Raw genomic sequence first — 22922 nt, forward strand, 5'->3', positions numbered from 1 at the left:
GAACGAACCGGCGTGCGGCTATGAGGTTTTCGCGGGCTTCTTCTTCTGCGTGAAAAGCGTCTCGGTCTTCTCGAGCTCCATGCCCTTGGTTTCTGGCACACGAAGCAGTACGTAGAAGAACGACAGCGCGGCGAAAGCGGCGTACATGCTGTAGGTGAGCGGGAGCGACCAGCTCGACATCGCGGGGAACGAGACCGTGATCAAGAAGTTGGCGACCCACTGAGCGCCAGCGGCAACTCCGAGCGCCTTGCCGCGGATGCGACTGGGGAAGATTTCGCCGAGCAGCACCCACACCAGCGGGCCCCATGACGCGCCGAACCCGACGACGAACAGGTTCGCGGCAACAAGGGCGACAGGACCCCATGCACCCGGAAGTGACACTTCGCCATCGACGGTGACCGAGAAGGCGAACGCCAGCGCCATGGCACCGAGGGACACCGTCATCATGATGGAACCGGTCAAGAGGATCGGCTTTCGGCCGATGCGGTCGACCAAGAAGATGGCGATCAGAGTCACGAGAACGTTCGTGACCGAGGTGATGACACCGATGAGCAGCGAGTTGCTCTCGTTGAATCCGACGGCCTTCCAGAGCGTCGTGGAGTAGTAGAAGATCACGTTGATGCCGACGAACTGCTGGAACACCGACAGGATGATTCCAACCCAGACGATCGACTGCAGTCCCAAGACCGGACCGCGAAGTGACGCGTTCGAGTTTTTCTTGTCGGTATCGATGCCGTTGCGAATTTCGCGCATCGTCTGCTTGAGGTCGGCCGCGGGTACGAGGCGCGCGAACACTTCTTCTGCTTCGTCGTCGCGCCCCTTGGCCATCAAGTACCGCGGGGACTCTGGAATCGTGAACGACAGGAGACCGTAGACAGCTGCTGGTACGACGCCGACGAGGAACATCCAGCGCCAGGCTTCAAGGCCGAACCAGAGAGGTTCTGACGCGCCGCCAGCGCCCCAGACCATGACGGCGTCACTCAAGAGTGCGGCGAAAATACCGAGCGTGATCGCGAGCTGCTGGAGCGATGCCAGACCACCGCGAATTTGACGCGGCGCGATCTCTGCGATGTACGCAGGCGCCACGACCGAGGCGATACCGATGCCGATTCCGCCGATAACCCGCCACAGGATGAGGTCCGGAACACTGAAGGTCAGTCCGGAACCGACGGAGCTCACAAGGAACATGATCGCGCCGAGTCGCATGACGCGAAGACGACCCCAGCGGTCCGAGAGGTTTCCGGCTAGCAGGGCTCCCACAGCGCAACCGAGAAGCGCGACAGCAACGACGAAGCCGGTGAGCACGTCGCCGATATCGAAGTTGCCCTGAATCGAGTCCACCGCGCCATTGATGACGGATGAGTCGAAGCCAAAAAGAAAGCCGCCGACGGCGGCAGCTACCGAGAGTCCAATCGCGCGCCGCCCGAACGGGCTACGCAGCGAGAAGGCGTCGGAGGGGATCGCACCTGTGCTGGTCATAGCCGTCAGAATATCCCTTCCGGGGTGCCGAGACGGAGTATTGACAGAACGCTGGTTAGGGTGAGAGTCATGCCTGTGACCCTGCTCGGTGCCGCCGAGATTCGTGCCCTCGCTGGCGAACTCGACGTGACTCCGACGAAAAAGCTCGGCCAGAACTTCGTCGTCGACGCCAACTCCGTGCGAAAGATCGTTCATGTGGCTCGCGTCACTGCCACGGATCGGGTCGTTGAGATCGGTCCCGGCCTCGGATCTCTCACGCTGGCGATCCTTGAAACAGGCGCGTCGATGGTCGCCGTCGAGATCGATCATCGGCTGGCCGCGCGATTGCCGCAGACGGCGGCCGCCCACGGTGTGCCCGATGGTGCACTCACCGTGATCGACGCCGATGCGCTTCGTATTCTTGAACTTCCCGGTGACCCCGACGTACTCGTGGCGAATTTGCCCTACAACGTGTCGGTTCCGGTGCTGCTGCACTTCCTCGAACATTTCGAGTCGCTCAAGCGCGGTGTCGTCATGGTGCAAGCCGAAGTCGGCGAGCGACTCGCGGCAGCGCCCGGGTCGAAGGTGTACGGCTCTCCGAGCGCAAAAGCTGCGTGGTACGGCTCGTGGCGGCTCGCGGGCACTGTTTCACGGCAAGTGTTCTGGCCCGTTCCGAATGTCGATAGCGTGCTGGTGGCGTTCGAGCGGGATGCCTCGACTCGAGGCAGCGAAGAAGAGCGCCGCAGTACATTCCGCATCATCGACGCGGCATTCGGGCAGCGTCGCAAGATGCTTCGCCAAGCTCTTGCGAGCGTTCTCGGCGGAACTGCCGCTGAAGCATCCGGCATTCTCGAACGTGCGGGTGTCGCGCCCACAGCTCGCGGCGAAGAACTGCGGATCGATGACTTTCAACGCATCGCTCAGGTGCTTGGGTCGTAAACCTTTTTTGGAATGTTCATATGTTGTTACCAGCGCGACGACGAAACATGCCGGTAACATAACCAGCACGTTCCGCTGATTCATCACCCGATACCGAGAAGCGGAGCGCAAGGGGAGACCATGCGCACCGCAGAATACGCTGCACCCGAACGGGTGCTGCTGCACATCAGTGACACCCACCTGCGTGCTCCGGGCCCACAGCTCTTCGGCTCGCTGGATGGTGCGGCTCAGCTCCAGAAGGCTCTCGATGCTATTACCGCATCGGGTGTAGAGCCGGATGCTGTCGTCTTCACCGGTGACCTCGTCGATCTGGGCGAGGCCGACGCGTACCGTGTCCTGCGCGAACTGGTAGAACCGTGGGCTGAACGCCTCGGTGCGCCGGTGCTGTGGGTCATGGGAAATCACGACGACCGGCACGCATTCCGTGAAGTGCTTTTCGACACGGATGCCGCCGACAATTCCTCCGCGACGATCGACCGCGTGGACGAACTCGATGGGCTGCGTGTCATCACACTCGACACGAGCGTGCCTGGAGAGCACTACGGCGAAATCAGTGATGAACAGCTCGAGTGGCTCGCGGCCGAACTCGCCACCCCGGCACCGCTTGGCACGATACTTGCCATGCACCACCCTCCGGTCCCCGCGGTTCTTCCGCTCGCGGCAAGCGTTGAGTTGCGAGATCAGCGCCGGCTAGCTGCTGTGCTTCGAGGAACAGATGTGCGTTCGATCATCGCCGGGCACTTGCACTACTCGACTTTCGCAACCTTCGCAGGCATCCCGGTTTCAGTCGCATCATCGACCTGTTATGCGCAGGATCTGACTGTCCCCACGGGAGGTACGCGTCCGCAAGACGGCTCCCAGGCGTTCAATCTCGTGCACGTCTACGACGACACCGTCGTGCATTCGGTGGTACCGGTCGACGTTCCAGAGCCTCTCGAATACATCGACGCCGCAGAAGCGGAACGACGACTGAGCGAAGCGGGAGTTCGCGCGCGTGCTACGACAGCGCGCCGGAGCGTGCGGTCGAATGCTCCGCTGAAGACGCTGCGCTAACTGAGGGAAGTTCCCACGGTGCTCGCACCGGGAACATGCGCTCGAGGGCATCGCTCAGTACACGCACGCGCACCTCTTCGGGAACTTCGGTCTCGCCACCGTCGTTAAGGCAGAACATGTCGATCGTGCCGTCGTCGAGGCGTTCGATCTTGCGGAGCGAATCGGCAAGCGTCGTCTGGACATACCGTGTGTGCGGCGCGGTGGTTGCGACAGCGCGACCCGTGAACAGCGCGTAATAGTGATAGAGGCAGTTCGTGACGGAGATATCGGTGGCTGCCCGAAAACGTGAAGCCGCTGTGCGCGCGAAGTCCTCGGGATAGACCTGCTCGAGCTCCTGCATCACACTTCGACGCAGCGGAGTAGCGCAGTGCTCGAGGTCTCGGACAATCGTGCGACCAAAACGCTCCTGCAAGAGCTCTCGGTTCAAGCGCAGCGCGTTGTCATGGCCGCTTCGGTGCAGAGCTCGGTTTCCGGTTCCGATCCGCACCTCACACTCCACGAACTGCGACAGGCCGCCGGGAGTGAAGAACATTTCTGGCTGCACCGCGCGACCGAAGAACATGTCGTCATTGGAGTACAAGAAATGCTCGGCGAGACCGTCGATCTTGTGGAGCTGTGATTCGACGGCGTGCGAGTTGTGTGTGGGGAGCGCAGCCGGGTCCTCGAAGAACTCCTCGCTACGCACGATCGTCACACGCGGATCATCGGCGAGCCACGCGGGCCGCGGTGAATCTGTCGCGATGAAAATGCGTCGCACCCAGGGTGCGTACATGTGCACGCTTCGAAGCGCGTAACGGAGCTCATCGACGTGACGAAAGCGCGCGGCGCCGTCGTCTCCTTCGCCGACGACGTAACCCGCCATTTGCGCTGCTCGCTGGCGTTGGAACTCCGTTGATGATCCGTCAACCCACGAGAAAACCATGTCGATGTCATGTGTGATCTCACTCGGGTGAGCTTCGAACATCCCGCTGATCGTGCGCCACTCGCGGCCGAAACGCGTGACGTCGCCAAAGACGATGTCTTCGGCGGGGGTGATGCGGCGAGTGAGCGCGTTATTGAGCGGCGCTTCGATGAGCTCTTCGCCGAAGTGCCAGAACTCTACTCGAGCCGCGTGCTCGACACCGTAGCGCTTGCCACCGGATGCGGCGCGGCGAGGCCGGAAGATTCGAACGGATGACGGGCCGACGTTGCTGACAGCGACGTCCGGCAGTGGAACCGTCGTTTTTCCCTTGGTCTTGGCATACAGCGGTTCGCGTGAGCACAGCGAGATGAGCGCGCTGAAGGCCTCCTGTCGCAGGCTGTCATCGACGACGAGCGCGGGCACAGTGTTGCTGTGACGAATGAGAAGAACCGGGATGCCGGCGCCCTCTAGCGTTGATGCGATCAGCAGGAGGTCGTCAACGCGCGCTTGAGCGGGGGTCACATCGTCATGGACGAGATGAAGCATCCCGTGATCGAGAACGACATCCTCGCGTTCGAGCAGGCTGGCCCAGGGGTGCTGGTGTGCGTCGAGCGCAGAGAGTGTCGTTGCCATTTAGTCCTTCTTGTTGACTGTGTGTGCTCAGAGTACGTCCTCTTCGTTGCCAGGATGTTACTCACCGTTTGGCGGCAGTTCAGACTTCCGAACGATTGTCGACCCGATGGCCGCAAACCGGACCGCCGAGTAGTCTCGAAGCGTGACTGATGAGCCGCGCTTCCGTTCCCATATTCCCGACCTCCACCGCCCGTACTCGGCAGCCGATGGTCGTGAGAACCATCTCGGCTATCGCCGCGTCGGAAACTCTGGACTTTATCTCCCGCCACTTTCTCTCGGGTTGTGGTGGAACTTCGGCGACAATTTTCCGTTCGACAATCAACGCGAGATTCTCCGGCACGCATTCGACTCCGGTATCACCCACTTCGACCTGGCCAATAACTACGGGCCACCCTACGGATCAGCCGAGACCAACTTCGGTCGCATGATGCGCGAGGATTTCGCCCGCTACCGCGATGAGATGATCATCTCGTCAAAGGCCGGCTACGACATGTGGCCCGGTCCCTACGGTGACTTCGGGTCAAGAAAGTACATTCTCGCGAGCGCGGAACAGTCGCTCAAGCGGATGAGCATCGACTATGTCGATATCTTCTACTCGCATCGCGCCGACCCCGAAACGCCCCTCGAAGAGACAATCGGGGCCCTCGACACACTGGTGCGCCAGGGCAAAGCTCTCTACGTCGGAATCTCTTCCTATAGCGCCGAGCGTACGTCAGAGGCAGCCGAAATCGCACGGAACCTCGGGACTCCGCTCGTGATTCATCAGCCTTCCTACTCGATCCTCAACAGGTGGATCGAAGACGGCCTCACCGACGCGTTGCGGGCCGAGCAGATGGGGGCCATCGCTTTCACACCGCTCGCGCAAGGCATCCTGACGGACAAATATCTCGGCGACGGAAGCGCAGAACGTGCCCAGAAGCGCAACTCTTTGCCGAGCGGTGCGCTCTCCGATAACGCACTCACATCGCTTCGTAGCCTCAATGACGTTGCGCGTGAGCGTGGTCAGAGTCTCGCTCAGATGGCTATTCAGTGGGTCCTTCGTGATGGTGTCGTGGCATCCGCTCTCGGGGGAGCGTCTTCGACACGCCAGCTCGATGAGAACCTGGCAGCTGTTAACGGACCGGCCTTCGACGACGACGAGCTGCAACGGATCGACAATCTCGCCGGCGCGATCGATGTGAATCTCTGGTCGAAGTCTTCAGATCTATGAGCGGAGCCGCGTCGTCACCTTTCCGAGTGCACGTGCGCGCTCCCGGAAAGATCAACGTGTTCTTCGAAGTCGGCGAAGTCGAGGCCGACGGGTATCACGACGTGGCGTCGGCATACCAGGCGCTTTCGCTCTACGAAGATGTCTGGGCAGAGCACTCGGATGACTTTTCGATTGAGGTGTCTGGGACTGTCGATGTCACGGGCGTCCCGCTCGATGCGAGAAACCTTGCGATGCGAGCCGCTCGGTTGCTCGCATCGACGACTGGTTATTCCGGGGGAGTGCACCTGACTATCCACAAGGCAGTGCCGGTTGCGGGTGGAATGGGTGGCGGTTCAGCGGATGCTGCCGGAGCGCTCGTCGCGTGCGATGCGCTGTGGGGCACGGGGCTTGCAATGAACGAACTTCACGAGCTCGCGGCCGAGCTCGGCGCCGACGTGCCATTCTCCCTTCTGGGTGGCACCGCGATCGGAACCGGCCGTGGTGACGAACTCAGCCCGGCCCTCGCCCGCGGGCGCTTCGAGTGGGTATTGGTCTCGAATACCCAGGGGCTTTCTACCCCCGCTGTGTACAGCGCCCTCGATGAATATCGTGCTCAGCGCGTGCTCGACATTTCGCCTGCGCCGCGCGCCCCGATGGTTCCTCCGGGCGTGATGCAAGCGTTGCGCGCGGGCGATCCCGATATGCTTGCTCTGCACGTGAGTAATGATCTTCAGGTTGCAGCGCTTGCGTTGCGTCCCGACCTGGCAGAGATCCTCGAACTCGGTGAACGTTCTGGAGCCCTCGCGGGTTTCGTTTCTGGGTCGGGCCCGACTCTTGCCTTCCTTGCACGAGATGAAGCATCTGCGCTTGATTTGCAGGTGACGTTGAGTGCCGCGGGATGTGACGCGCTTCGAGCGCATGGGCCGGTTCCTGGCGCGCGCGTACTCACCGACCCAACACCCCGGAGGTGACGATGAATCTGACCACCGCACACCACGACGGCCCCGTCGATCAGCAGTCGAGCGAGAAGCTGGCACGTCGCGGTCTTGAACTGCGGCGCATGTCGAACGAAATGAAAGAGTTCGAGCCGTGGTTCGAAGCCGTATCTCGTGGTTTTCTCGACGCTGAGCCCACGGATGTGCAGCGCGACGCCACGCACGCACGTTTTGACTACCGCCGGCTCATCGGCGTCATCGACAGCACAGGCGTCATGCCGGAGATTCCGGTCGGTACCTTCGCTTCCTGGATTTCGGCGGTTTCGCTGCCCGGCGAACACGTGGTGACCACGTGCGCGATCAGCGATGTCACTGTCGCTCCCACTCATCGTCGCCGCGGAATTGCTCGCGCGATGATGGAAGGTGAACTTCGCCGCGCCGCCGCCGTCGGTATTCCGATGGCAACGCTCACCGTCACCGAGTCGAACATCTACGGTCGATACGGGTTCGCTCCCGCCGCGACCGCTGGTCGTTGGATCATCGATGCCAAGCGTGCGTCGTGGATCGGCCCGGATTATCCCGGTCGACTCGATTTCATCTCACGCGCAGCTTGGCGTGAGCTTGCGCCAGAGATTTTTGAGCGGGTTCGCCCCGGCCGTCCGGGCGAAGCAAAGATGCCCGGCGGATACTGGGACCGGTTCGCCGGAACTCGCCCCGACGTCGAGAAGCCGGGAAAGCGACGCGCGGTGCAGTACACCGACACCGAAGGTGTCGTACGGGGTGTTGCGCTATATGCGATCACCGAAAATAAAGAGGACTTCACGAAGTCTCATCTCGAGATTCTTTCTCTCATCTCGGATGACGATGCGGCGCACGGCGCGCTATGGCGATTCTTCATCGATCACGATCTGATCGGTGAAATTCGAATGGACGAGGGCGGGATCCACGATCCGGTCTTGTGGATGATTTCTGATCAGAAGGCCGCGAAAGTAACACTTTTCGACCACCACTATCTTCGTATCCTCGATCTCCCGGTTGTGTTGGCATCACGCACCTATGCCACGCCGGGTCGATTCCTGCTCGACATCTCTGACCCGCTCGACATCACTGGCGGACGCTGGCTGATCGATATCGACGCGTCGGGTTCCGCTCAAATTTCGCCCGCCCCGAACGCTGTTCCGGACGGCGTGACAGAAGCGCGAATGGGAATCGGCGAGCTCGGAGCCATCATGGCTGGTCAGGTTTCCGCAGCGACCCTCGCGGCAGCTGGCCGAATCGAGACGACGGCTGCTGTCGCGCTGGCTCGTGCGTTCAGCTGGCACGAACAGGCTCGACTCAGTTTCGTCTACTGATACATCTCCTTACGGGCATCGGCGCGGAACGTACACGATCATCGTGTTTCGAGACAAGTCCGCCCCGATGTCCGTTGGTGTCGGTAGCGTTGCAGTAGCCGACAACCGGGCGCACTTCTTACGTGCGTCTTTGGGAGGAAAACATGCAGGCATTACTGGGCACGACGGTTCTCGCCGAGGCCGAAGAATCAGATCTCGTTCGTATTGAGGGCAACTGGTATTTTCCTCCCGCGAGTATCACGGAAGGCGTTCTCACTGAGAGCCCCACTCCCTACACCTGCCCCTGGAAGGGTGCGTGCCAGTATTACTCGGTCATCGACGGTGACGTTGTGCAGCAGGTGGACGCGGCATGGGCATACCTCACGCCGTTTCCTTCTGCCATCGAGCGAGTTGGGTCGGATTTCGCCGGGTACGTGGCATTCTCGCCACAGGTGAAGGTCGTCGCCTGACGCTCGGAGCGTCGAACGACACTGCATCATGATTGAGTTTCGGACTGTCACGAAGACATTCCCCGGTGGTACGAACGCCGTCGAAGAGTTTTCTTTGAAAATCCCCGCCCACACGACGACGGTGTTCGTCGGCTCTTCAGGGTGTGGAAAGACGACGCTGCTGCGGATGATCAATCGAATGGTCGAGCCGACCAGTGGTGCCATCGAGATCGACGGTGACGATGTGTCATCCGGAAATCCTGTGGCCCTTCGTCGCCGAATCGGCTACGTGATGCAAAATGCGGGGCTCATGCCGCACTTCACCGTCGCCGACAACATCGCGACGGTGCCGGTACTCGGCGGTCAAAAGCGCGCGGCGGCGCGCGCCCGCGCCCTCGAACTCATGGACACCGTTGGCCTTGATCGCGCGATGGCAGACCGCTACCCGGCTCAGCTCTCGGGCGGACAACAGCAGCGCGTCGGTGTGGCGCGCGGACTCGCGGCCGACCCCAACATCTTGCTCATGGATGAGCCGTTCGGTGCTGTCGATCCAATTGTACGAAGCGAGCTTCAGCAAGAGTTGCTGCGTTTGCAGAGCGACGTGGCGAAAACGATCGTGTTTGTCACACACGACATCGACGAGGCGTTTCTTCTCGGCGACCAGGTAGTCATCCTCGAAAAGGGTGCACATGTCGCACAAGTGGGCAGCCCGAATGACATCATCGAAAACCCTGCGAATGATTTCGTTCGCTCTTTTATCGGAGCCGATAAAGGCAAGCGCGCGCTGCGGCTCAAGGCAACCAGCGGCGGCACTGTTGTCGTCGACGGCGAAGGGCGCGCGCAGGGCGCACTCATTGAGGACGGCAGAAGCGGATGAGCTGGGTTTTTGACAACCTCGGTCTCATCGGAGAATTGACGCTGGTGCACGTGCGCCAGAGCGTGATCGCACTCGTTATCGGCTTCGTGCTCTCGGTGCCGCTCGGGTGGGTTGCCTGGCGATACAAGATCGTGCGGAGCGGGATCATCACGATCACCGGGCTGTTGTACACGATCCCATCGATCGCGCTCCTGCTTTTGCTGCCGCCGGTTCTCGGCTACCCGATTCTGAGCGAAGCGAACCTCATCGTCGCGCTCACGATCTACGCGTTGGCCATCCTCGTGCGGGCGGTGGCCGACGGCCTGGACTCTGTCGACCCCTCCGTACGCCAAGCCGCGATCGCTGTCGGCTTCGGCCCATTCCGTCGATTCTGGGCTGTGGAATTCCCACTCGCGGGCCCTGTGATCTTGGCAGGCCTTCGTGTGACCGCCGCGAGCACGGTTTCGCTCGCAACGGTCGGCATCCTCGTGGGAATCATCAATCTCGGCTACCTCTTCACGAATGGGTTGCAGCGGCGCATCGTTCCTGAAGTGCTCACGGGCGTGGTGGTCGTCATGGTTCTCGCCCTCGTCATTGACGCTGCGTTGGTGATTTTTGGCCGAGTTCTCATGCCCTGGGTACGCGCGCATCGATCGCGTTCACGATCCAGCGCTGCTCGCACTGTCGCGGCGGAGAAGACCGCATGAACTATCTCATCGAGGCGTTCGCGTGGATCTTCTCGCCGGATCGCTTTTCGGGAACGGTGCCGTTACCTGCGGCCCTCGCGCAGCAGCTCGGGTATACCGCTCTCGCCGTCCTCATCGCAGCACTCATCGCCATTCCGCTCGGCTGGCTCATCGGTCACACCGGCCGCGGACGAGAAGTTGCTGTTGCGGTGTCTGGGGCTGCGCGAGCTATCCCCTCATTCGGCCTGCTCGTTCTTCTGGTGCTCGTCCTCGGCGTCGTCAAGAAGCCGGAGGCGGCGATAATCACATTCGTCGTGCTGGCGATTCCCTCGATCCTCGCCGGCGCGTATTCCGGGTTCGAAGCCGTCGACCGGCGCACGATTGATGCGGCCCGCGCGCTCGGAATGACAGAGTGGCAAGTACTCTGGCGGGTTGAAGTGCCGCTGGGTCTTCCACTTCTCGTCGGCGGATTGCGCTCGGCCACCCTTCAAGTCGTAGCGACCGTAACCATCGCCGCCTACGTCATGCCGGTGGGCCTCGGTCAGTACATCATCACCGGTTTGCAACTTCGCCAACTCGACGTTCTCATCGGCGGAGCAATACTTGTTGCAGCGCTTGCACTCGTGCTCGATGGACTGTTTGCATTCGCGCAGCGGCTCGTCGTTCCCACCGGAGTTTCGGCCGCCGCTCGAGTAAGCGCCGGTAAACCTCCGCGCGAAGTCCGAAAACGTTCGATGTCCACAAGCTCATAGAGCTCGCACCCACCGCACCCACTGCACCAAGAGAAAGAGAATCGAAATGAAACTCTCACGTAAGAAGAGCGCCCTGGGCGTTGTCGGAATGACTGCTGTCGCGGCGTTGGCACTGGCGGGCTGCTCGTCGTCGGATCCTCTCGACAGTGGCGACTCCAGTTCGGCGAGTTCAGACACTATCGTGATCGGCTCCCAGGCCTACTACTCGAACGAGATCATCGCCGAGATTTATGCTCAAGCCCTTGAAGACGGTGGATTCACGGTCGACCGTCAGTTCAACATCGGGCAGCGCGACGCGTATCTTCCGTCGTTGGAAAGCGGCGAGATCACGCTCTTCCCGGAGTACAGCGGAAACCTTCTGCAGTACTTCGAGCCAGACACCGAAGCTCGCACGTCCGACGACGTGTACGCGGCGCTCCAAGACGCGCTGCCCGACAACCTGACAGTGCTCGATCAGTCGAGTGCTACTGACCAGGATTCGTACACGGTTACCGGCGCGTTTGCCGAGGCGAACAACCTCGAATCGATCGGCGACCTCGCCAACGTCTCGGACACGTTGACGTTGGGCGGGCCCGCCGAACTCGCGGAGCGACCCTACGGGCCCACCGGACTGAAGGACGTATACGACGTCACGGTCGATTTCACCGCTACCGGTGACACGACCGTCGACGATCTGATCGCTGGCACGATCGATATGGCGAATGTCTACACGGCAGATCCGCGCATCTCGACAGACGACCTTGTGACGTTGGCGGACCCTGAAGGTCTCTTCCTCGCATCGAACGTCGTGCCGGTTGTCAACGCGGATGTCGCTGATGAGATCGCAAGTGTTATCAACGCGGTGAGCGCAGCTCTCACCCCGGAGGGCCTCGTGCAGCTGAACGTTGAAAGCACCGTCGACGAGATGTCATCCGCTGACATCGCTACTCAGTGGTTGACCGACAACGGCCTCATCGCGGGTTCCTAACCCCACCGGGGGCCAGGCGGCAGTACTTCGGTACTACCGTCTGGCCCCCGCTCTTTCCGTCGGTCGGTACGCTGGACGTAATATGGCGCATCTTCTCGGGGCCGAGGCCCTCCAGCTCGAATACCCGACCAAAGTCGTCTTCGACTCGATCTCTCTGGGGGTCAACGAAGGCGATCGCATCGGAATTGTCGGCCGCAATGGCGACGGCAAGTCCAGTCTCATGGCGATGCTCGCCGGTCGTAAGAAGCCCGACGCCGGCCGCGTCACGGTGCGAAGCGGCGTACGCGTGGGTGTGCTCGACCAAGCTGACACCCTCGACGACGACGACACCGTCGGGCATGCCGTCGTAGGTGACCTCGAGGAATACGAGTGGGCAGGAGATGCCCGCATCCGCGACATCATTGCGGGGCTCCTCGCTGATCTCGACTGGGGAAAGTCGCTGCGAGACCTTTCCGGTGGGCAGCGTCGTCGCGTGGCGCTTGCTCAGCTTCTCGCGGGCGATTACGACATCCTGGCGCTTGATGAGCCCACAAACCACCTCGACGTCGAGGCGATTACGTGGCTGGCTGAACACCTCATCCGGCGCTGGCCCGCATCGAGCGGTGGGCTCATGGTCGTGACGCACGATCGGTGGTTCTTGGATGCCGTCTGCACGGTGACCTGGGAAGTGCACGATCGTGTCGTTGACCCGTTCGAGGGTGGCTACGCCGCCTATATTCTGCAGCGAGTCGAGCGTGACCGGCAGTCCGCGACCATCGAAGCCCGTCGTCAGAATCTTGCGCGCAAAGAGTTGGCATGGCTTCGACGGGGAGCGCCCGCGCGCACGACAAAGCCGAAGTTTCGCATTGATGCAGCGAACGAACTCATTTCAGATGTCCCAGAGATTCGTGACCCCGTAGCGCTCCAGTCGCTCGCTGTCGCACGCCTCGGAAAGGATGTCGTCGACCTGCTTGACACCGGCGTCTCATACGGCGACCACGAAGTGCTGCGTGATGTCGAGTGGCGGCTCGCACCGGGGGAGCGCACCGGAATACTTGGCGTCAATGGTGCGGGTAAGTCGACGCTCCTCGGCCTTATCTCCGGCGACATCGAGCCAACAGTTGGTCGGGTCAAGCGAGGCAAGACTGTCCAGGTCGCGACGCTCACGCAGCGGCTGGATGAGCTCGAACAGCACCTCAACGATCCGGTGCGCGTCGTCATCGCGAGTCTTCGAACGACATACGCCTTCGGATCCGGCTCGAAGTCACAAGAACTCACCCCAGGTCAGTTGCTCGAGCGTATGGGTTTCTCGACCGCTCAGTTGTCTACACCCGTGAAAGATCTCTCGGGAGGCCAGAAGCGTCGCCTTCAGCTGCTGCTTATTCTGCTCGAGCAGCCCAACGTGCTGATTCTCGACGAGCCTACAAACGACCTCGACACCGACATGCTCGCTGCCATGGAAGACCTGCTCGACTCCTGGCCGGGAACACTGATCGTGGTCTCTCACGATCGATACTTTCTTGAGCGCGTCACCGATCAGCAGTATGCGATTCTCGGTGGGCGGCTGCGTCACCTCCCCGGAGGTGTCGACGAGTACCTTCGACTTCGCCACCTCGAGCAGACGACAGGCGGTTCGTCCGGATCGACCTCATCGTCGACGCCGAGTGCGACTCCTGCCCTCTCAGGCGCGGATGCTCGCGCAGCACAAAAAGAGGTGTCATCTCTTGAGCGTCGATTGATGAAGATCGACAAACAGGTTTCGGCTGCACGAACAGCGCTTGCTGACCGCGACCAATCCGACTACGAAGGTCTTGCCGCCGAGATGGCCAGAATCTCGGGCCTTGAGGCTGAACGCGACGACATCGAGGAGCGTTGGTTCGCACTCACCGAGCAGATCGGCTGAGCGAAATCAGTGAATCACATACTCCAAGAGAATGATGAACAGTCCGAGTAATGCGGTTCCGGCGGCCCCTAAGAGTCTCACGACGACGTGTGCGCCACGCTTGGCATAGGCGGAGTATCCCAGCAGCGCGAGCATGGCTACAGCAACCCACATCGACGAGATGTAGGCGTTGTCGGCGGAGGCACCCTGAATTCCAGCGACGACCAAAACGAGGGTCGTAGGAATTGAGGCGTACAGCATGCCTGAGGCGTGAGCGATCCCGTGACGAATTGCTCGCCACAGTCCGTGCTCGCCGTGCGACGTGAGCGTATGAGCGAAGACGTGGGCAATAAAGAAAACGATCAGGGTGCCCACCGCGGTGTCGAGCATGTCCCATGCATCGCGGGCGTGATCTGAAGCGATCGTAATGAACGCCGTAAAAACGATGAGTCCGTACACAGCGGGCGCGCTGCGAAAACGGCTATCGAACCAACGGCCGAAGCTTCTGGCATCTTTCGCTGGCTTGGGCTCTCTTGAGGGACGATCGCTTGCGCTCATGAATCGAAGCCCATACTGAGCTTGCGAAGAAGTCCGGCGAGACGGTCGCGGTCGCCTCGCGACAGCGCGCCGAGCAACACCGACTCTGCATCGACGAGGCGAGTGATCGCTGCATCGACTCGAGTCCGACCGTTTCCTGTGAGGATGACGAGAATACTTCGCCCGTCGACAGGATCTGCTTCGCGCCTGACGAGCCCGCGATCAACGAGCCGGTCGATGCGGTTGGTCATCGTTCCGCTCGAAACCAGGGTCTGTTGGAGCAACGACTTGGGGCTCATCTGAAAAGGTTCTCCGGCGCGTCTCAGCGCCGAGAGGACATCCCACTCCCACGGTTCCAACTCGCTCCGGCGGAATGCGTCACGTCGTGCCCGGTCGAGGTGCCGAGATAGTCGGTCGACACGCGAGAGAACTTCAAGCGGAGAGAAGTCGAGATCGGGCCGTTGGCGCACCCAGGCACCAACGATTCTGTCGACTTCGTCGGTGTCGTGCGTCATGTCCCTCTTATCGTCGTCGCTGCAACTTCTTCAGATTCTGGCAGACTGGAGGTAGTGGCGCCCTCGGACGCCGCGGTCCGCTGTGGTGTAACGGCAGCACGACAGCCTTTGGAGCTGTTAGGTCTAGGTTCGAATCCTGGCGGCGGAGCATGTCCCCAAGCGCTGATAGCCCACTCGCAGTGATCATCCTCGCTGCGGGCCAGGGTACGCGCATGAAGTCACGTTTGCCCAAAGTGTTGCACGAGATCGGCGGGCGTCCTCTCGTGGGGCACGTCCTAGACACTGCGCGCAGCCTGAATCCCGCCCGGGTCGTCGTGGTCGTTCGCCATGAGCGCGACCTCGTCGAGTCAGCGATCAAGGCGGACGACCCGAACGTCGACGTCGTTGATCAAGACGAGGTCCCGGGAACAGGCCGCGCCGTAGAACTCGCTTTGCAGGCGCTCACCGACTTCGACGGCGACGTTCTTGTCCTGAGTGGTGATGTGCCGCTATTGGATGCCGACACGATCTCCCTGCTCGTCGCAGCCCATCGTGCAAGCACCGCTGCCGTCACACTGCTCAGCGCTCTCATGGAGGATCCGTTCGGTTATGGCCGCATCCTCCGGAGCGACCGTGGCTCTGTCGAACGTATCGTCGAGCAAAAAGACGCGACGAGCGATGAAGCCGCTATCGCTGAAATCAACGCTGGTGTGTACGTTTTTCAGTCGGTTGAACTGCGGAAGCGAATCGGCCTGGTCGGGTCAACGAATGCCCAGGGCGAGCGTTACCTGACAGACATGGTTGCGCTCCTTCGCGCGGATGGTCTGGCAGCCGAGGCCACGGTCGCCCCGGATGCGACAGCTGTGCTCGGCGTGAACGATCGCGTCCAACTCAGCGAGGCCGCACGCACGCTCAACGCGCGGACTGTCGACAAATGGCAGCGAGAGGGCGTCACTGTGCTCGATCCCGCCACGACGTGGATCGACACCAATGCTGTGCTCGCCGCAGACGTCACGCTATTGCCCAACACCTTCATTCTCGGTGCCACTACCATCGCCGCTGGGGCGACAGTCGGGCCAGACACGACGCTCCGGGACTGCGAAGTCGCGGAAGACGCCAAAATAACGCGCGCCGACGCGACGCTCGCTGTCATCGGAGAGCGTGTGAATATCGGTCCGTTCGCCTATCTTCGTCCTGGCACGGTCGTACAGGCGGATGGCAAGGTGGGTACCTTCGTCGAAACCAAGAATTCAACGATCGGCGTTGGCAGTAAAGTGCCGCATCTTTCCTACGTGGGAGACACGACGATCGGTGCACATGTCAATCTTGGTGCCGGTGCGATCACGGCGAACTACGACGATCTGACCAAGCACCGCACCGAGATCGGTGACGAAGTGCACACTGGATCGCACAACGTCTTCGTGGCGCCGGTTAAGATCGGAGACGGCGCGAAAACGGGCGCCGGTGCCGTCATCCGAAAGGATGTCCCCGCCGGTGCTCTTGCACTCAGCGTTGCCCCCCAGCGCAATGTCACCGGGTGGGTCGAGACCAACAGGCCGGGTACCAGGGCCGCAGATGCGGCTGCTGCGAACCGTGCGGCACAGGAAACAGGCAATGGCACGCAAAAAGAAGACAGTTGACCTCGACCGCGAAAACGGAATCGCCCCAGGACTGGTCGCCAAGACCAAGAAGCGGCTGGTTGTTGTTTCGGGGCGATCCCACCTCGACCTCGCGCACGACGTAGCTCTGGGTCTCGGCACCGAGTTAGTACCGACCGAACACCGAACTTTCGCGAGCGGCGAGATCTACACCCGCTTCGAGGTGTCGATTCGCGGTTGTGACGTCTTCGTGATCCAGTCGTTCGGCCCGCCCGTCAATGAGTGGTTGATGGAACTGATGATCATGGTCGATGCGCTCAAGCGTGCCTCTGCCAAGCGCATCACTATCGTCGCGCCCTACTACCCGTACTCGCGTCAAGACAAAAAAGGCCGCGGTCGTGAACCCATCAGCGCCCGCCTCGTTGCCGATCTTCTTCGCACTGCCGGTGCTGACCGCATCATGAGTGTCGACCTGCACGCTCCCCAGATCCAGGGCTTCTTCGATGGGCCTGTCGACCACTTGTTCGCGAAGCCCGTGCTGCTCGAACACTTCGAACAGAACCTCACAGCGGAAGACCGTGCCCAGCTCACCGTCGTATCACCCGACATGGGTCGTGTCCGCGTCGCAGATACCTGGTCAGACAGCCTGGGCGCGCCCCTTGCCATCATTCACAAGCGTCGTGACCCGAAGGTTGCCAACCAGGTCACTGTGCACGACATCGTCGGAGAGGTCGATGGCCGCGTGTGCCTGCTCGTAGACGACATGATCGACACCGGTGGCACCATCGTCAAGGCGGCTCAAGCACTCAAGGCGAGCGGCGCGAAGAAGGTCATTGTTGCGGCGACTCACGCGATCTTCAGTGACCCCGCCGTCGAACGCCTGCAGGACTCCTCGATTGACCAGGTTGTGGTGACAGACACAGTTCCACTGCCGCCGGAGCGTCGCTGGGACGCGCTCGTGGTGCTTCCCATTGCGCCGCTGCTCGCTCGTGCAATTCATGAGGTCTTCGAAGACGGTTCCGTGACGAGCATGTTTGACGGCGCCGCCTAGACAGCTCTCGACCTCTGGCATGGGATCGCTCGGAGTTTATTCATAGCCGCGACCACGACGATGGATTTTCACTACTCAGGAGGATGACCATGATCCGTTCCACCATCGCGCCCCGACCCGTTCGCGTCGCCGCTGCCCTGGCATCGGTTGCCGGACTCGTCGCTCTCGCCGGTTGCTCGACTACCGACACGTCGGCAACGAGCGATTCGGCGGCCGCTACGCCAGAAAGCTCTGCTGCGGCGGGGTCCAGCACATCGAGTGGGACGTATAGCGACGGCACCTATACGGCGGAAGGCACCTACCAGACGCCCGAGTCCGTCGAAACGATCAGTGTGACTGTCACCCTTGCAGACAACGTCATCACAGATGTCGAGGTCACGGGCGATCCGCAAGCGCGCGAGTCGCAGCAATACCAGTCCGAGTTCATCGGTGGGATCGCCGATGTCGTCGAGGGCAAAAACATCGACGATATCTCGGTCAGTCGAGTCGCTGGCTCATCCCTCACGAGCTCCGGATTCAACTCGGCAATCGAAGAAATCAAGTCCGAAGCAGCCGCGTGATTGCGAATGGCGAAGCGTCGATGTGGCGCTTCGCCGCTATCGGTACACAGTGGGAGATCGAGACAGCACGCCCACTCACCCGCGACGAGCGTTCCGCGATTAGCGACCTGATTGCTGAATTCGACCTCACCTGGTCACGGTTTCGTGCTGACTCAGCTGTGACACTTCTCGCCGACGGCGGCGGCGTCATCCCTCTCCCGGCTGACGCTGACGACATGTTGACGGTCTACCGCGAACTCACCGCTGCAACTGCTGGTGCCGTCAACCCACTGGTGGGGCACTCGCTCGCTCAGCGAGGGTATGACGCTCGTATGTCGTTGGTTGACAGCGGGCCCGCACCGGCACCAGAGGTTTGGGAAGACATTCTGGCCTGGAACGAGACTCACCTGCGGGTCTCGGAGCCGGGGGCCATGATCGACATCGGGGCGCTCGGAAAAGGCCGCCTCGTCGATCTGGTGTTCGCCCACGTTGTTGCCCGCGTGGATGGCCCCGTGATCGTTGATGCGAGCGGTGACCTCGCTGTGCAGGGGACGCCGGTACGTGTGGGGCTCGAGCATCCCTTCGATAGTCGGCGCGTCGTTGGAGTGTACGAACTTCACGATGAGGCGCTGTGCGCGTCGGCGACCAACCGGAGATCATGGGGTGATGGACTGCACCACGTTCTCGATGCCCGTACAGGCATTCCGGTGCGTACTATTGCGGCAACATGGGCTGTGCATCCGGATGCCATGCACGCGGATGCCGCAGCAACAGCCCTGTTCTTCGATGGTGGTCCAGAGCTTGCTGCCGCGTGGGGCGTTGACTGGGTACGCATGACAACAGACGGACGGGTGGAATGGTCACCCGGTGGAAGGGCAGAGATTTTCCGATGAGGACAGCGCTGGTATCTTCCTGGAATCGCGTTTACGCAGCTCTCGGGCGCATCTCGATGTATCGTCTCGTGCTGATCGCGCTGGGGCTTCTTGCCATCATCGCGTTCGGTGGTTCGTTCTTCGAACTGGTCGTGCCCGCTCCGCTCGAGATGCTGGCGACGCTCGCCGTGCTATCGATCATCTGCGTCGGAGTTGATGCCGCGGCGCAGCGCATACTGCGGCTGCCTCAGCGCATCGAATCGTCGCTCATTACCGCGTTGATTCTGCTATTCGTGCTGCGTCCGACGCTTGATCCAGCAGCACTTCTCGGGATCGCCCTTGCGGCCCTCGTAGCGTCTGCATCAAAGTACCTGTTGGTATGGCGTGGCCGGCATATTTTCAACCCCGCTGCGACCGGCGCCGCCAGTTTGACGATCCTCTCTAGTTTCCTTCCGTTCGAGGTAGGCCTCGGCAGTGCCGCCTGGTGGGTGGGGACTCCGGTTCTCTTCGGGCCAGTGGTCTTGCTCGGGATGCTCGTGTTGGCGCGTATCGAGAAGCTTGCTGTTGTTGCGATGTTCTTTGTCGTTGCAACTGTGGTCTCGTTCGGCCGCGTGGCGTATCAACTTCAAGACGCGGGGCTTGCGTTCGATGTCGGCGCGCAGCTTTCGCAGATCGTCACTGCATCGCCGTTCCTCTTTCTTGGGGCATTCATGCTGTCGGAGCCACTCACAATGCCACCGCGCCGATGGCAGCAATACACCGTGGCGATCGTCGTGGGTGTGCTTGCTGGGTGGCCGATAAGCGTTGGTGCGTTCACGCTCGGGCAAGAACGCGCGCTTTTGATCGGCAATCTTGTCGCGTTTGCGTTCTGCCTGCGCCACGCGATTCGGCTGACCCTCGTAGCACGCGATATGCCGACGTCGACCTCTCACGAGCTCATCTTTCGCACGCGCCGTCCGCTCACCTTTGCGGCGGGTCAGTACCTCGAGCTCGACGTGCCGCACCGTCGCCCCGATGCGCGCGGGACACGAAGAGAGTTCAGCATCGTGTCGGCTCCGGCAGATCTTCCGGAGGTGCGCGTCGCGTATCGCGACGGCACCGGACCCCAGAGCACCTACAAACGAGCGCTCGGTGAAGTCGAGCCCGGCGACGCACTGGCTGTCACAGGCGTGTGGGGAGACTTCGTGCTTCCGCGGGATGCGAGTCGACCCCTGCTGATGGTCGCGGCCGGAATCGGTGTCACGCCCTTCATCTCTCAACTGCGCCAAATGCGTCTCGCTGGACCACGCCGAGACGTGGTGCTGGTCTACGTCGCGCGCACCGGCGCTGAGCTCGCCTTCCGGGACGAGCTGAAGGCTGCGGGTATTCCTGTGATCATCTACAGCGCCGATCAGCCGGCCGACCTTCCTGCGGCCTGGCAGTGGACAGGCGGAAAGCGCCTGGACGCGGCGTCCCTCGAGATCGCCGTGCCGGACCTCGCCGCCCGACATGCTTTCATCTCGGGCCCACCGGCACTTATCGCAGACCTTGCCCCCGCGCTTCGGAAAGCGCGGGGGCTCACAACGGATGCCTTCAGCGGTTACTGAGCGGGATCTGCCGCGGCGGGTGTATCTGGGCGCGCTGGCAAACGGACGGTGAAGGTCGTGTCACCTGGAGTTGAGGCCACCGAGATGCTTCCGCTGTGCGCATCGACGATCGCTCGCGCGATCGAAAGGCCGAGACCCGTACCACCGGTCTTTCGCGCCCGTGAACTGTCGGCGCGCGCGAACCGTTCGAAGAGCTCGTTCATGATCGTGGGATCGACGCCCGGACCGTTGTCATGCACGCGCACGACGGCCTCGGTGCCTTCACCGGCTACCGAGAGAGTGACAGTCGTTCCCGCCGGCGTGTGCGTGCGCGCATTCGCCAACAGGTTGACCACGACCTGGTGCAGACGTGGCTCATCACCGGCGACGACGATGGGCTCGTCACCGAGTTCGATTTCCCACGTGTGGTCACGACCGGCAGCCTGCGCGTCACCGAGGGTTTCGATGGCCAAGCGGCTGAGATCGACAGCGCCGTAGACGAGCTCTTGCCCCTCTTCGAGGCGTGCGAGCAGGAGGAGATCTTCCACGAGAGCCGTCATTCGTAGCGACTGAGCCTGAATGCGCTCGAGCGAGGTTTCGGTGTTGGCGACGGCTTCCGCGCCGTTTCCCTGGTGAATCGCGCGGAGCGAAAGCTCGGAATAGCCGCGAATAGAAGCCAGGGGAGTGCGCAGCTCATGGCTGGCATCGGCGACAAAGCGTCGCATGCGCTCTTCGTTCCGCTGCCGCTCCTCAAGGGAAGCATCGACGTGATCGAGAAGAGTGTTGAGGGCATCACCGACACTACCGATTTCGGTATGAGGGTCGGATTGCTCAGGGGGCACGCGCTCTGAAATACGCACGGAACCTTCGGCGAGCGGCATCCGGGCAACGCGCTGTGCCGTGTCGGCGACTGCCCGCAGCGGACGGAGGCTTCGGCGAATAACCAGCACGATCACTACGCCGAGCAGTATGAGGCCGCCGACAGTGACGAGCGTCACACTTGTCAGGATCGTGCCGAGCGTCGATGTGACTTCGGAGGTTGGTAGGCCGTACGCGGCAAAAAGGCCTGAGGGGGAGCCTGTAAAGTCCAGGCGGTATTCCCCAAGCTCTGGAAGATCAATCGTCACAAAACCTGGCGTATCGAGCGCCGCGACGACCACACTCAGTTGCTCTGAAGTGAGCTCAGCAACGTCGGCGTCCTCCGTGACGTATGCGCCGGTAAGTCCGCTCGGTACCTGCAATATCAGCAGGTACCCCTGTGTCTGACGTCCGGTATCAAGAACGTCAGCCGCGGTTGAGGTTGCTGTCACTCGGCGCAGATCGGGGGTCTCTTCGACGACTTGCGTATTGAGGTTTTCTTGCAGAATGCTCTCAAGAATCGTGGCTGTTGCAAGCCCGGCGCCCACGAAGATGAGGGAGACAATTCCCACGACGGCCGTCATCAATCTAGCCTGAAGACTCCAATTGCGTCGTCGTGTGGAGGTTTTAGCAGACGTCACTGCGGTGTCTTGATCATGTAGCCCACACCACGCACAGTGTGGATGAGGGGGTCATGGCCCTGGTCGATCTTTTTCCGTAGGTACGAGATATAGAGTTCGACGACGCTTGAGCGTCCACCGAAATCGTAGTTCCACACCCGATCGAGAATCTGCGCCTTCGAGACGACTCGTCGCTGGTTGCGCATAAGGTAGCGCAGCAACTCGAACTCGGTAGCTGTCAGCTCGATTTCAGTTCCGGCTCGTTCCACTTCGTGGCTGTCTTCATTGAGGCTGAGGTCTGCCACCCGAAGGATCGGCTCAGCATCACTCGCTTCTGCTGTGCCGGCGCGCCGCATGAGGCCGCGTAGGCGCGCTACGACCTCTTCAAGGCTGAAGGGCTTCGTCACGTAGTCGTCACCGCCGGCTGTCAGACCCGCAACACGATCACCGACAGCATCCTTAGCTGTCAGGAAAAGCACCGGGACGTCGTCGCCGGACTGACGCAGCCGCTGTAAGACGGCCATGCCGTCGAGGTCGGGCATCATAATGTCGAGCACCATCGCGTCGGGATGGAATTCGCGAGCTGTCTGCAGAGCTTGAAAGCCTGAACCGGCTGTTCGCACATCCCACCCTTCCATGCGCAATGCCATGGAGAGGAGGTCGGTGAGCATCTGCTCATCGTCGACGACAAGCACGCGGGGCGCGCTGCCGTCGGCCCGGCGGAGAGAGTGGGTGGGTGCGATCGTGGTCATACTCCGATTGTGTGCGGCGTTCTATG

Annotated in this window: 22 protein-coding genes and 1 tRNA gene; 17 read left to right on the forward strand and 6 right to left on the reverse strand. The window is 61.4% G+C overall.

Annotated features, from left to right (window positions below):
* Nucleotides 1-18: 18 nt before the first annotated feature.
* Nucleotides 19-1479 (reverse strand): sugar porter family MFS transporter, encoded by a 1461-nt coding sequence (locus G6N83_RS11500; RefSeq protein ID WP_165142184.1) that lies wholly within the window; start codon nucleotides 1477-1479, stop codon nucleotides 19-21.
* 69 nt (nucleotides 1480-1548) lie between these two features.
* Here G6N83_RS11500 and rsmA point away from each other — a divergent pair, with 69 nt between their 5' ends.
* Together rsmA and G6N83_RS11510 are read left to right on the forward strand one after the other, a co-directional pair.
* Entirely contained in the window at nucleotides 1549-2397 is an 849-nt protein-coding gene (rsmA, locus tag G6N83_RS11505; protein WP_165142186.1) for a 16S rRNA (adenine(1518)-N(6)/adenine(1519)-N(6))-dimethyltransferase RsmA, read from the forward strand.
* A 120-nt stretch (nucleotides 2398-2517) separates the two neighbouring features.
* Complete coding sequence (locus G6N83_RS11510) at nucleotides 2518-3450, forward strand: phosphodiesterase (protein ID WP_165142188.1); 933 nt, start codon at nucleotides 2518-2520, stop codon at nucleotides 3448-3450.
* Here the strand turns inward: G6N83_RS11510 and G6N83_RS11515 are convergent.
* Complete coding sequence (locus G6N83_RS11515; protein WP_165142190.1) at nucleotides 3395-4984, reverse strand: stealth family protein; 1590 nt, start codon at nucleotides 4982-4984, stop codon at nucleotides 3395-3397. The genes G6N83_RS11510 and G6N83_RS11515 overlap by 56 nt on opposite strands.
* 142 nt (nucleotides 4985-5126) lie before the next feature.
* On the opposite strand from G6N83_RS11515, the gene G6N83_RS11520 reads away from it, so the two are divergent.
* The 9 genes from G6N83_RS11520 (at nucleotide 5127) to G6N83_RS11560 (ending at nucleotide 14031) form a co-directional block, all read left to right on the forward strand.
* On the forward strand, nucleotides 5127-6194 hold the full coding sequence (locus G6N83_RS11520) for an aldo/keto reductase (RefSeq protein ID WP_165142192.1): 1068 nt from the start codon (nucleotides 5127-5129) through the stop codon (nucleotides 6192-6194).
* Entirely contained in the window at nucleotides 6191-7144 is a 954-nt protein-coding gene (locus G6N83_RS11525; RefSeq protein WP_165142194.1) for a 4-(cytidine 5'-diphospho)-2-C-methyl-D-erythritol kinase, read from the forward strand. Before G6N83_RS11520 ends, G6N83_RS11525 begins: the two co-directional genes overlap by 4 nt.
* A gap of 2 nt (nucleotides 7145-7146) precedes the next feature.
* The gene (locus G6N83_RS11530) at nucleotides 7147-8460 is read left to right on the forward strand and encodes a GNAT family N-acetyltransferase (protein ID WP_165142196.1); all 1314 of its coding nucleotides are present in this window, start codon (nucleotides 7147-7149) and stop codon (nucleotides 8458-8460) included.
* 143 nt (nucleotides 8461-8603) lie between these two features.
* Complete coding sequence (locus tag G6N83_RS11535) at nucleotides 8604-8909, forward strand: DUF427 domain-containing protein (protein ID WP_165142198.1); 306 nt, start codon at nucleotides 8604-8606, stop codon at nucleotides 8907-8909.
* Nucleotides 8910-8937: 28 nt separating this feature from the next.
* Entirely contained in the window at nucleotides 8938-9765 is an 828-nt protein-coding gene (locus tag G6N83_RS11540) for an ABC transporter ATP-binding protein (protein ID WP_165142200.1), read from the forward strand.
* Nucleotides 9762-10451: an ABC transporter permease gene (locus tag G6N83_RS11545; RefSeq protein WP_165142202.1), complete on the forward strand. Its 690-nt coding sequence runs from the start codon at nucleotides 9762-9764 to the stop codon at nucleotides 10449-10451. Before G6N83_RS11540 ends, G6N83_RS11545 begins: the two co-directional genes overlap by 4 nt.
* Nucleotides 10448-11182, forward strand: a complete 735-nt coding sequence (locus tag G6N83_RS11550) for an ABC transporter permease (RefSeq protein ID WP_165142204.1) — start codon at nucleotides 10448-10450, stop codon at nucleotides 11180-11182. Before G6N83_RS11545 ends, G6N83_RS11550 begins: the two co-directional genes overlap by 4 nt.
* Before the next feature lie 46 nt (nucleotides 11183-11228).
* Nucleotides 11229-12149: an ABC transporter substrate-binding protein gene (locus G6N83_RS11555; RefSeq protein WP_165142206.1), complete on the forward strand. Its 921-nt coding sequence runs from the start codon at nucleotides 11229-11231 to the stop codon at nucleotides 12147-12149.
* 82 nt (nucleotides 12150-12231) lie between these two features.
* Nucleotides 12232-14031 (forward strand): ABC-F family ATP-binding cassette domain-containing protein, encoded by a 1800-nt coding sequence (locus tag G6N83_RS11560; RefSeq protein WP_165142208.1) that lies wholly within the window; start codon nucleotides 12232-12234, stop codon nucleotides 14029-14031.
* 6 nt (nucleotides 14032-14037) lie between these two features.
* Here the strand turns inward: G6N83_RS11560 and G6N83_RS11565 are convergent, their stop codons facing one another.
* A complete protein-coding gene (locus tag G6N83_RS11565) occupies nucleotides 14038-14568 on the reverse strand; it encodes a hypothetical protein (RefSeq protein ID WP_165142210.1) in 531 nt (176 codons plus the stop codon).
* Nucleotides 14565-15062, reverse strand: a complete 498-nt coding sequence (locus G6N83_RS11570) for a MarR family winged helix-turn-helix transcriptional regulator (protein WP_165142212.1) — start codon at nucleotides 15060-15062, stop codon at nucleotides 14565-14567. Before G6N83_RS11570 ends, G6N83_RS11565 begins: the two co-directional genes overlap by 4 nt.
* Before the next feature lie 76 nt (nucleotides 15063-15138).
* Between G6N83_RS11570 and G6N83_RS11575 the strand changes: the two genes are divergently transcribed.
* From G6N83_RS11575 to G6N83_RS11600, 6 genes are all read left to right on the forward strand, one after another.
* Nucleotides 15139-15210, forward strand: a tRNA-Gln gene (locus tag G6N83_RS11575).
* 64 nt (nucleotides 15211-15274) lie between these two features.
* The gene (gene glmU, locus G6N83_RS11580) at nucleotides 15275-16681 is read left to right on the forward strand and encodes a bifunctional UDP-N-acetylglucosamine diphosphorylase/glucosamine-1-phosphate N-acetyltransferase GlmU (RefSeq protein ID WP_420901764.1); all 1407 of its coding nucleotides are present in this window, start codon (nucleotides 15275-15277) and stop codon (nucleotides 16679-16681) included.
* Nucleotides 16656-17690 carry a ribose-phosphate diphosphokinase gene (locus G6N83_RS11585; protein ID WP_165142217.1) on the forward strand — a complete coding sequence of 345 codons (1035 nt, stop codon included), beginning with the start codon at nucleotides 16656-16658 and terminating at the stop codon, nucleotides 17688-17690. The genes glmU and G6N83_RS11585 overlap by 26 nt, the downstream gene beginning before the upstream one ends.
* Nucleotides 17691-17779: 89 nt before the next feature.
* Nucleotides 17780-18250 (forward strand): FMN-binding protein, encoded by a 471-nt coding sequence (locus G6N83_RS11590; protein ID WP_165142219.1) that lies wholly within the window; start codon nucleotides 17780-17782, stop codon nucleotides 18248-18250.
* A 20-nt stretch (nucleotides 18251-18270) separates the two neighbouring features.
* On the forward strand, nucleotides 18271-19122 hold the full coding sequence (locus G6N83_RS11595; protein WP_165143425.1) for an FAD:protein FMN transferase: 852 nt from the start codon (nucleotides 18271-18273) through the stop codon (nucleotides 19120-19122).
* The gene (locus G6N83_RS11600) at nucleotides 19119-20687 is read left to right on the forward strand and encodes an FAD-dependent oxidoreductase (RefSeq protein ID WP_165142221.1); all 1569 of its coding nucleotides are present in this window, start codon (nucleotides 19119-19121) and stop codon (nucleotides 20685-20687) included. Before G6N83_RS11595 ends, G6N83_RS11600 begins: the two co-directional genes overlap by 4 nt.
* Here the strand turns inward: G6N83_RS11600 and G6N83_RS11605 are convergent.
* Together G6N83_RS11605 and G6N83_RS11610 are read right to left on the reverse strand one after the other, a co-directional pair.
* A complete protein-coding gene (locus G6N83_RS11605; protein ID WP_165142223.1) occupies nucleotides 20681-22108 on the reverse strand; it encodes a sensor histidine kinase in 1428 nt (475 codons plus the stop codon). The two genes, G6N83_RS11600 and G6N83_RS11605, sit on opposite strands and share 7 nt — an antisense overlap.
* Nucleotides 22109-22161: 53 nt before the next feature.
* Entirely contained in the window at nucleotides 22162-22896 is a 735-nt protein-coding gene (locus G6N83_RS11610) for a response regulator transcription factor (RefSeq protein WP_165142225.1), read from the reverse strand.
* Nucleotides 22897-22922: the final 26 nt, after the last annotated feature.

The organism is Microbacterium endophyticum, assembly GCF_011047135.1.
GTDB lineage: Bacteria > Actinomycetota > Actinomycetes > Actinomycetales > Microbacteriaceae > Microbacterium > Microbacterium endophyticum.

Excerpts from the sequence above, each read along its gene's own strand:
- G6N83_RS11510 (WP_165142188.1), top strand. The coding sequence starts at position 2,518 with ATGCGCACCGCAGAATACGCTGCACCCGAACGGGTGCTGCTGCACATC.
- G6N83_RS11555 (WP_165142206.1), top strand. The coding sequence starts at position 11,229 with ATGAAACTCTCACGTAAGAAGAGCGCCCTGGGCGTTGTCGGAATGACT.
- G6N83_RS11560 (WP_165142208.1), top strand. The coding sequence starts at position 12,232 with ATGGCGCATCTTCTCGGGGCCGAGGCCCTCCAGCTCGAATACCCGACC.
- G6N83_RS11550 (WP_165142204.1), top strand. The coding sequence starts at position 10,448 with ATGAACTATCTCATCGAGGCGTTCGCGTGGATCTTCTCGCCGGATCGC.
- G6N83_RS11590 (WP_165142219.1), top strand. The coding sequence starts at position 17,780 with ATGATCCGTTCCACCATCGCGCCCCGACCCGTTCGCGTCGCCGCTGCC.
- G6N83_RS11515 (WP_165142190.1), bottom strand. The coding sequence starts at position 4,984 with ATGGCAACGACACTCTCTGCGCTCGACGCACACCAGCACCCCTGGGCC.
- rsmA (WP_165142186.1), top strand. The coding sequence starts at position 1,549 with ATGCCTGTGACCCTGCTCGGTGCCGCCGAGATTCGTGCCCTCGCTGGC.
- G6N83_RS11540 (WP_165142200.1), top strand. The coding sequence starts at position 8,938 with ATGATTGAGTTTCGGACTGTCACGAAGACATTCCCCGGTGGTACGAAC.
- G6N83_RS11500 (WP_165142184.1), bottom strand. The coding sequence starts at position 1,479 with ATGACCAGCACAGGTGCGATCCCCTCCGACGCCTTCTCGCTGCGTAGC.
- G6N83_RS11605 (WP_165142223.1), bottom strand. The coding sequence starts at position 22,108 with ATGACGGCCGTCGTGGGAATTGTCTCCCTCATCTTCGTGGGCGCCGGG.
- G6N83_RS11585 (WP_165142217.1), top strand. The coding sequence starts at position 16,656 with ATGGCACGCAAAAAGAAGACAGTTGACCTCGACCGCGAAAACGGAATC.
- G6N83_RS11530 (WP_165142196.1), top strand. The coding sequence starts at position 7,147 with ATGAATCTGACCACCGCACACCACGACGGCCCCGTCGATCAGCAGTCG.
- G6N83_RS11600 (WP_165142221.1), top strand. The coding sequence starts at position 19,119 with ATGAGGACAGCGCTGGTATCTTCCTGGAATCGCGTTTACGCAGCTCTC.
- glmU (WP_420901764.1), top strand. The coding sequence starts at position 15,275 with ATGAAGTCACGTTTGCCCAAAGTGTTGCACGAGATCGGCGGGCGTCCT.
- G6N83_RS11565 (WP_165142210.1), bottom strand. The coding sequence starts at position 14,568 with ATGAGCGCAAGCGATCGTCCCTCAAGAGAGCCCAAGCCAGCGAAAGAT.
- G6N83_RS11595 (WP_165143425.1), top strand. The coding sequence starts at position 18,271 with ATGTGGCGCTTCGCCGCTATCGGTACACAGTGGGAGATCGAGACAGCA.
- G6N83_RS11610 (WP_165142225.1), bottom strand. The coding sequence starts at position 22,896 with ATGACCACGATCGCACCCACCCACTCTCTCCGCCGGGCCGACGGCAGC.
- G6N83_RS11545 (WP_165142202.1), top strand. The coding sequence starts at position 9,762 with ATGAGCTGGGTTTTTGACAACCTCGGTCTCATCGGAGAATTGACGCTG.
- G6N83_RS11535 (WP_165142198.1), top strand. The coding sequence starts at position 8,604 with ATGCAGGCATTACTGGGCACGACGGTTCTCGCCGAGGCCGAAGAATCA.
- G6N83_RS11525 (WP_165142194.1), top strand. The coding sequence starts at position 6,191 with ATGAGCGGAGCCGCGTCGTCACCTTTCCGAGTGCACGTGCGCGCTCCC.
- G6N83_RS11570 (WP_165142212.1), bottom strand. The coding sequence starts at position 15,062 with ATGACGCACGACACCGACGAAGTCGACAGAATCGTTGGTGCCTGGGTG.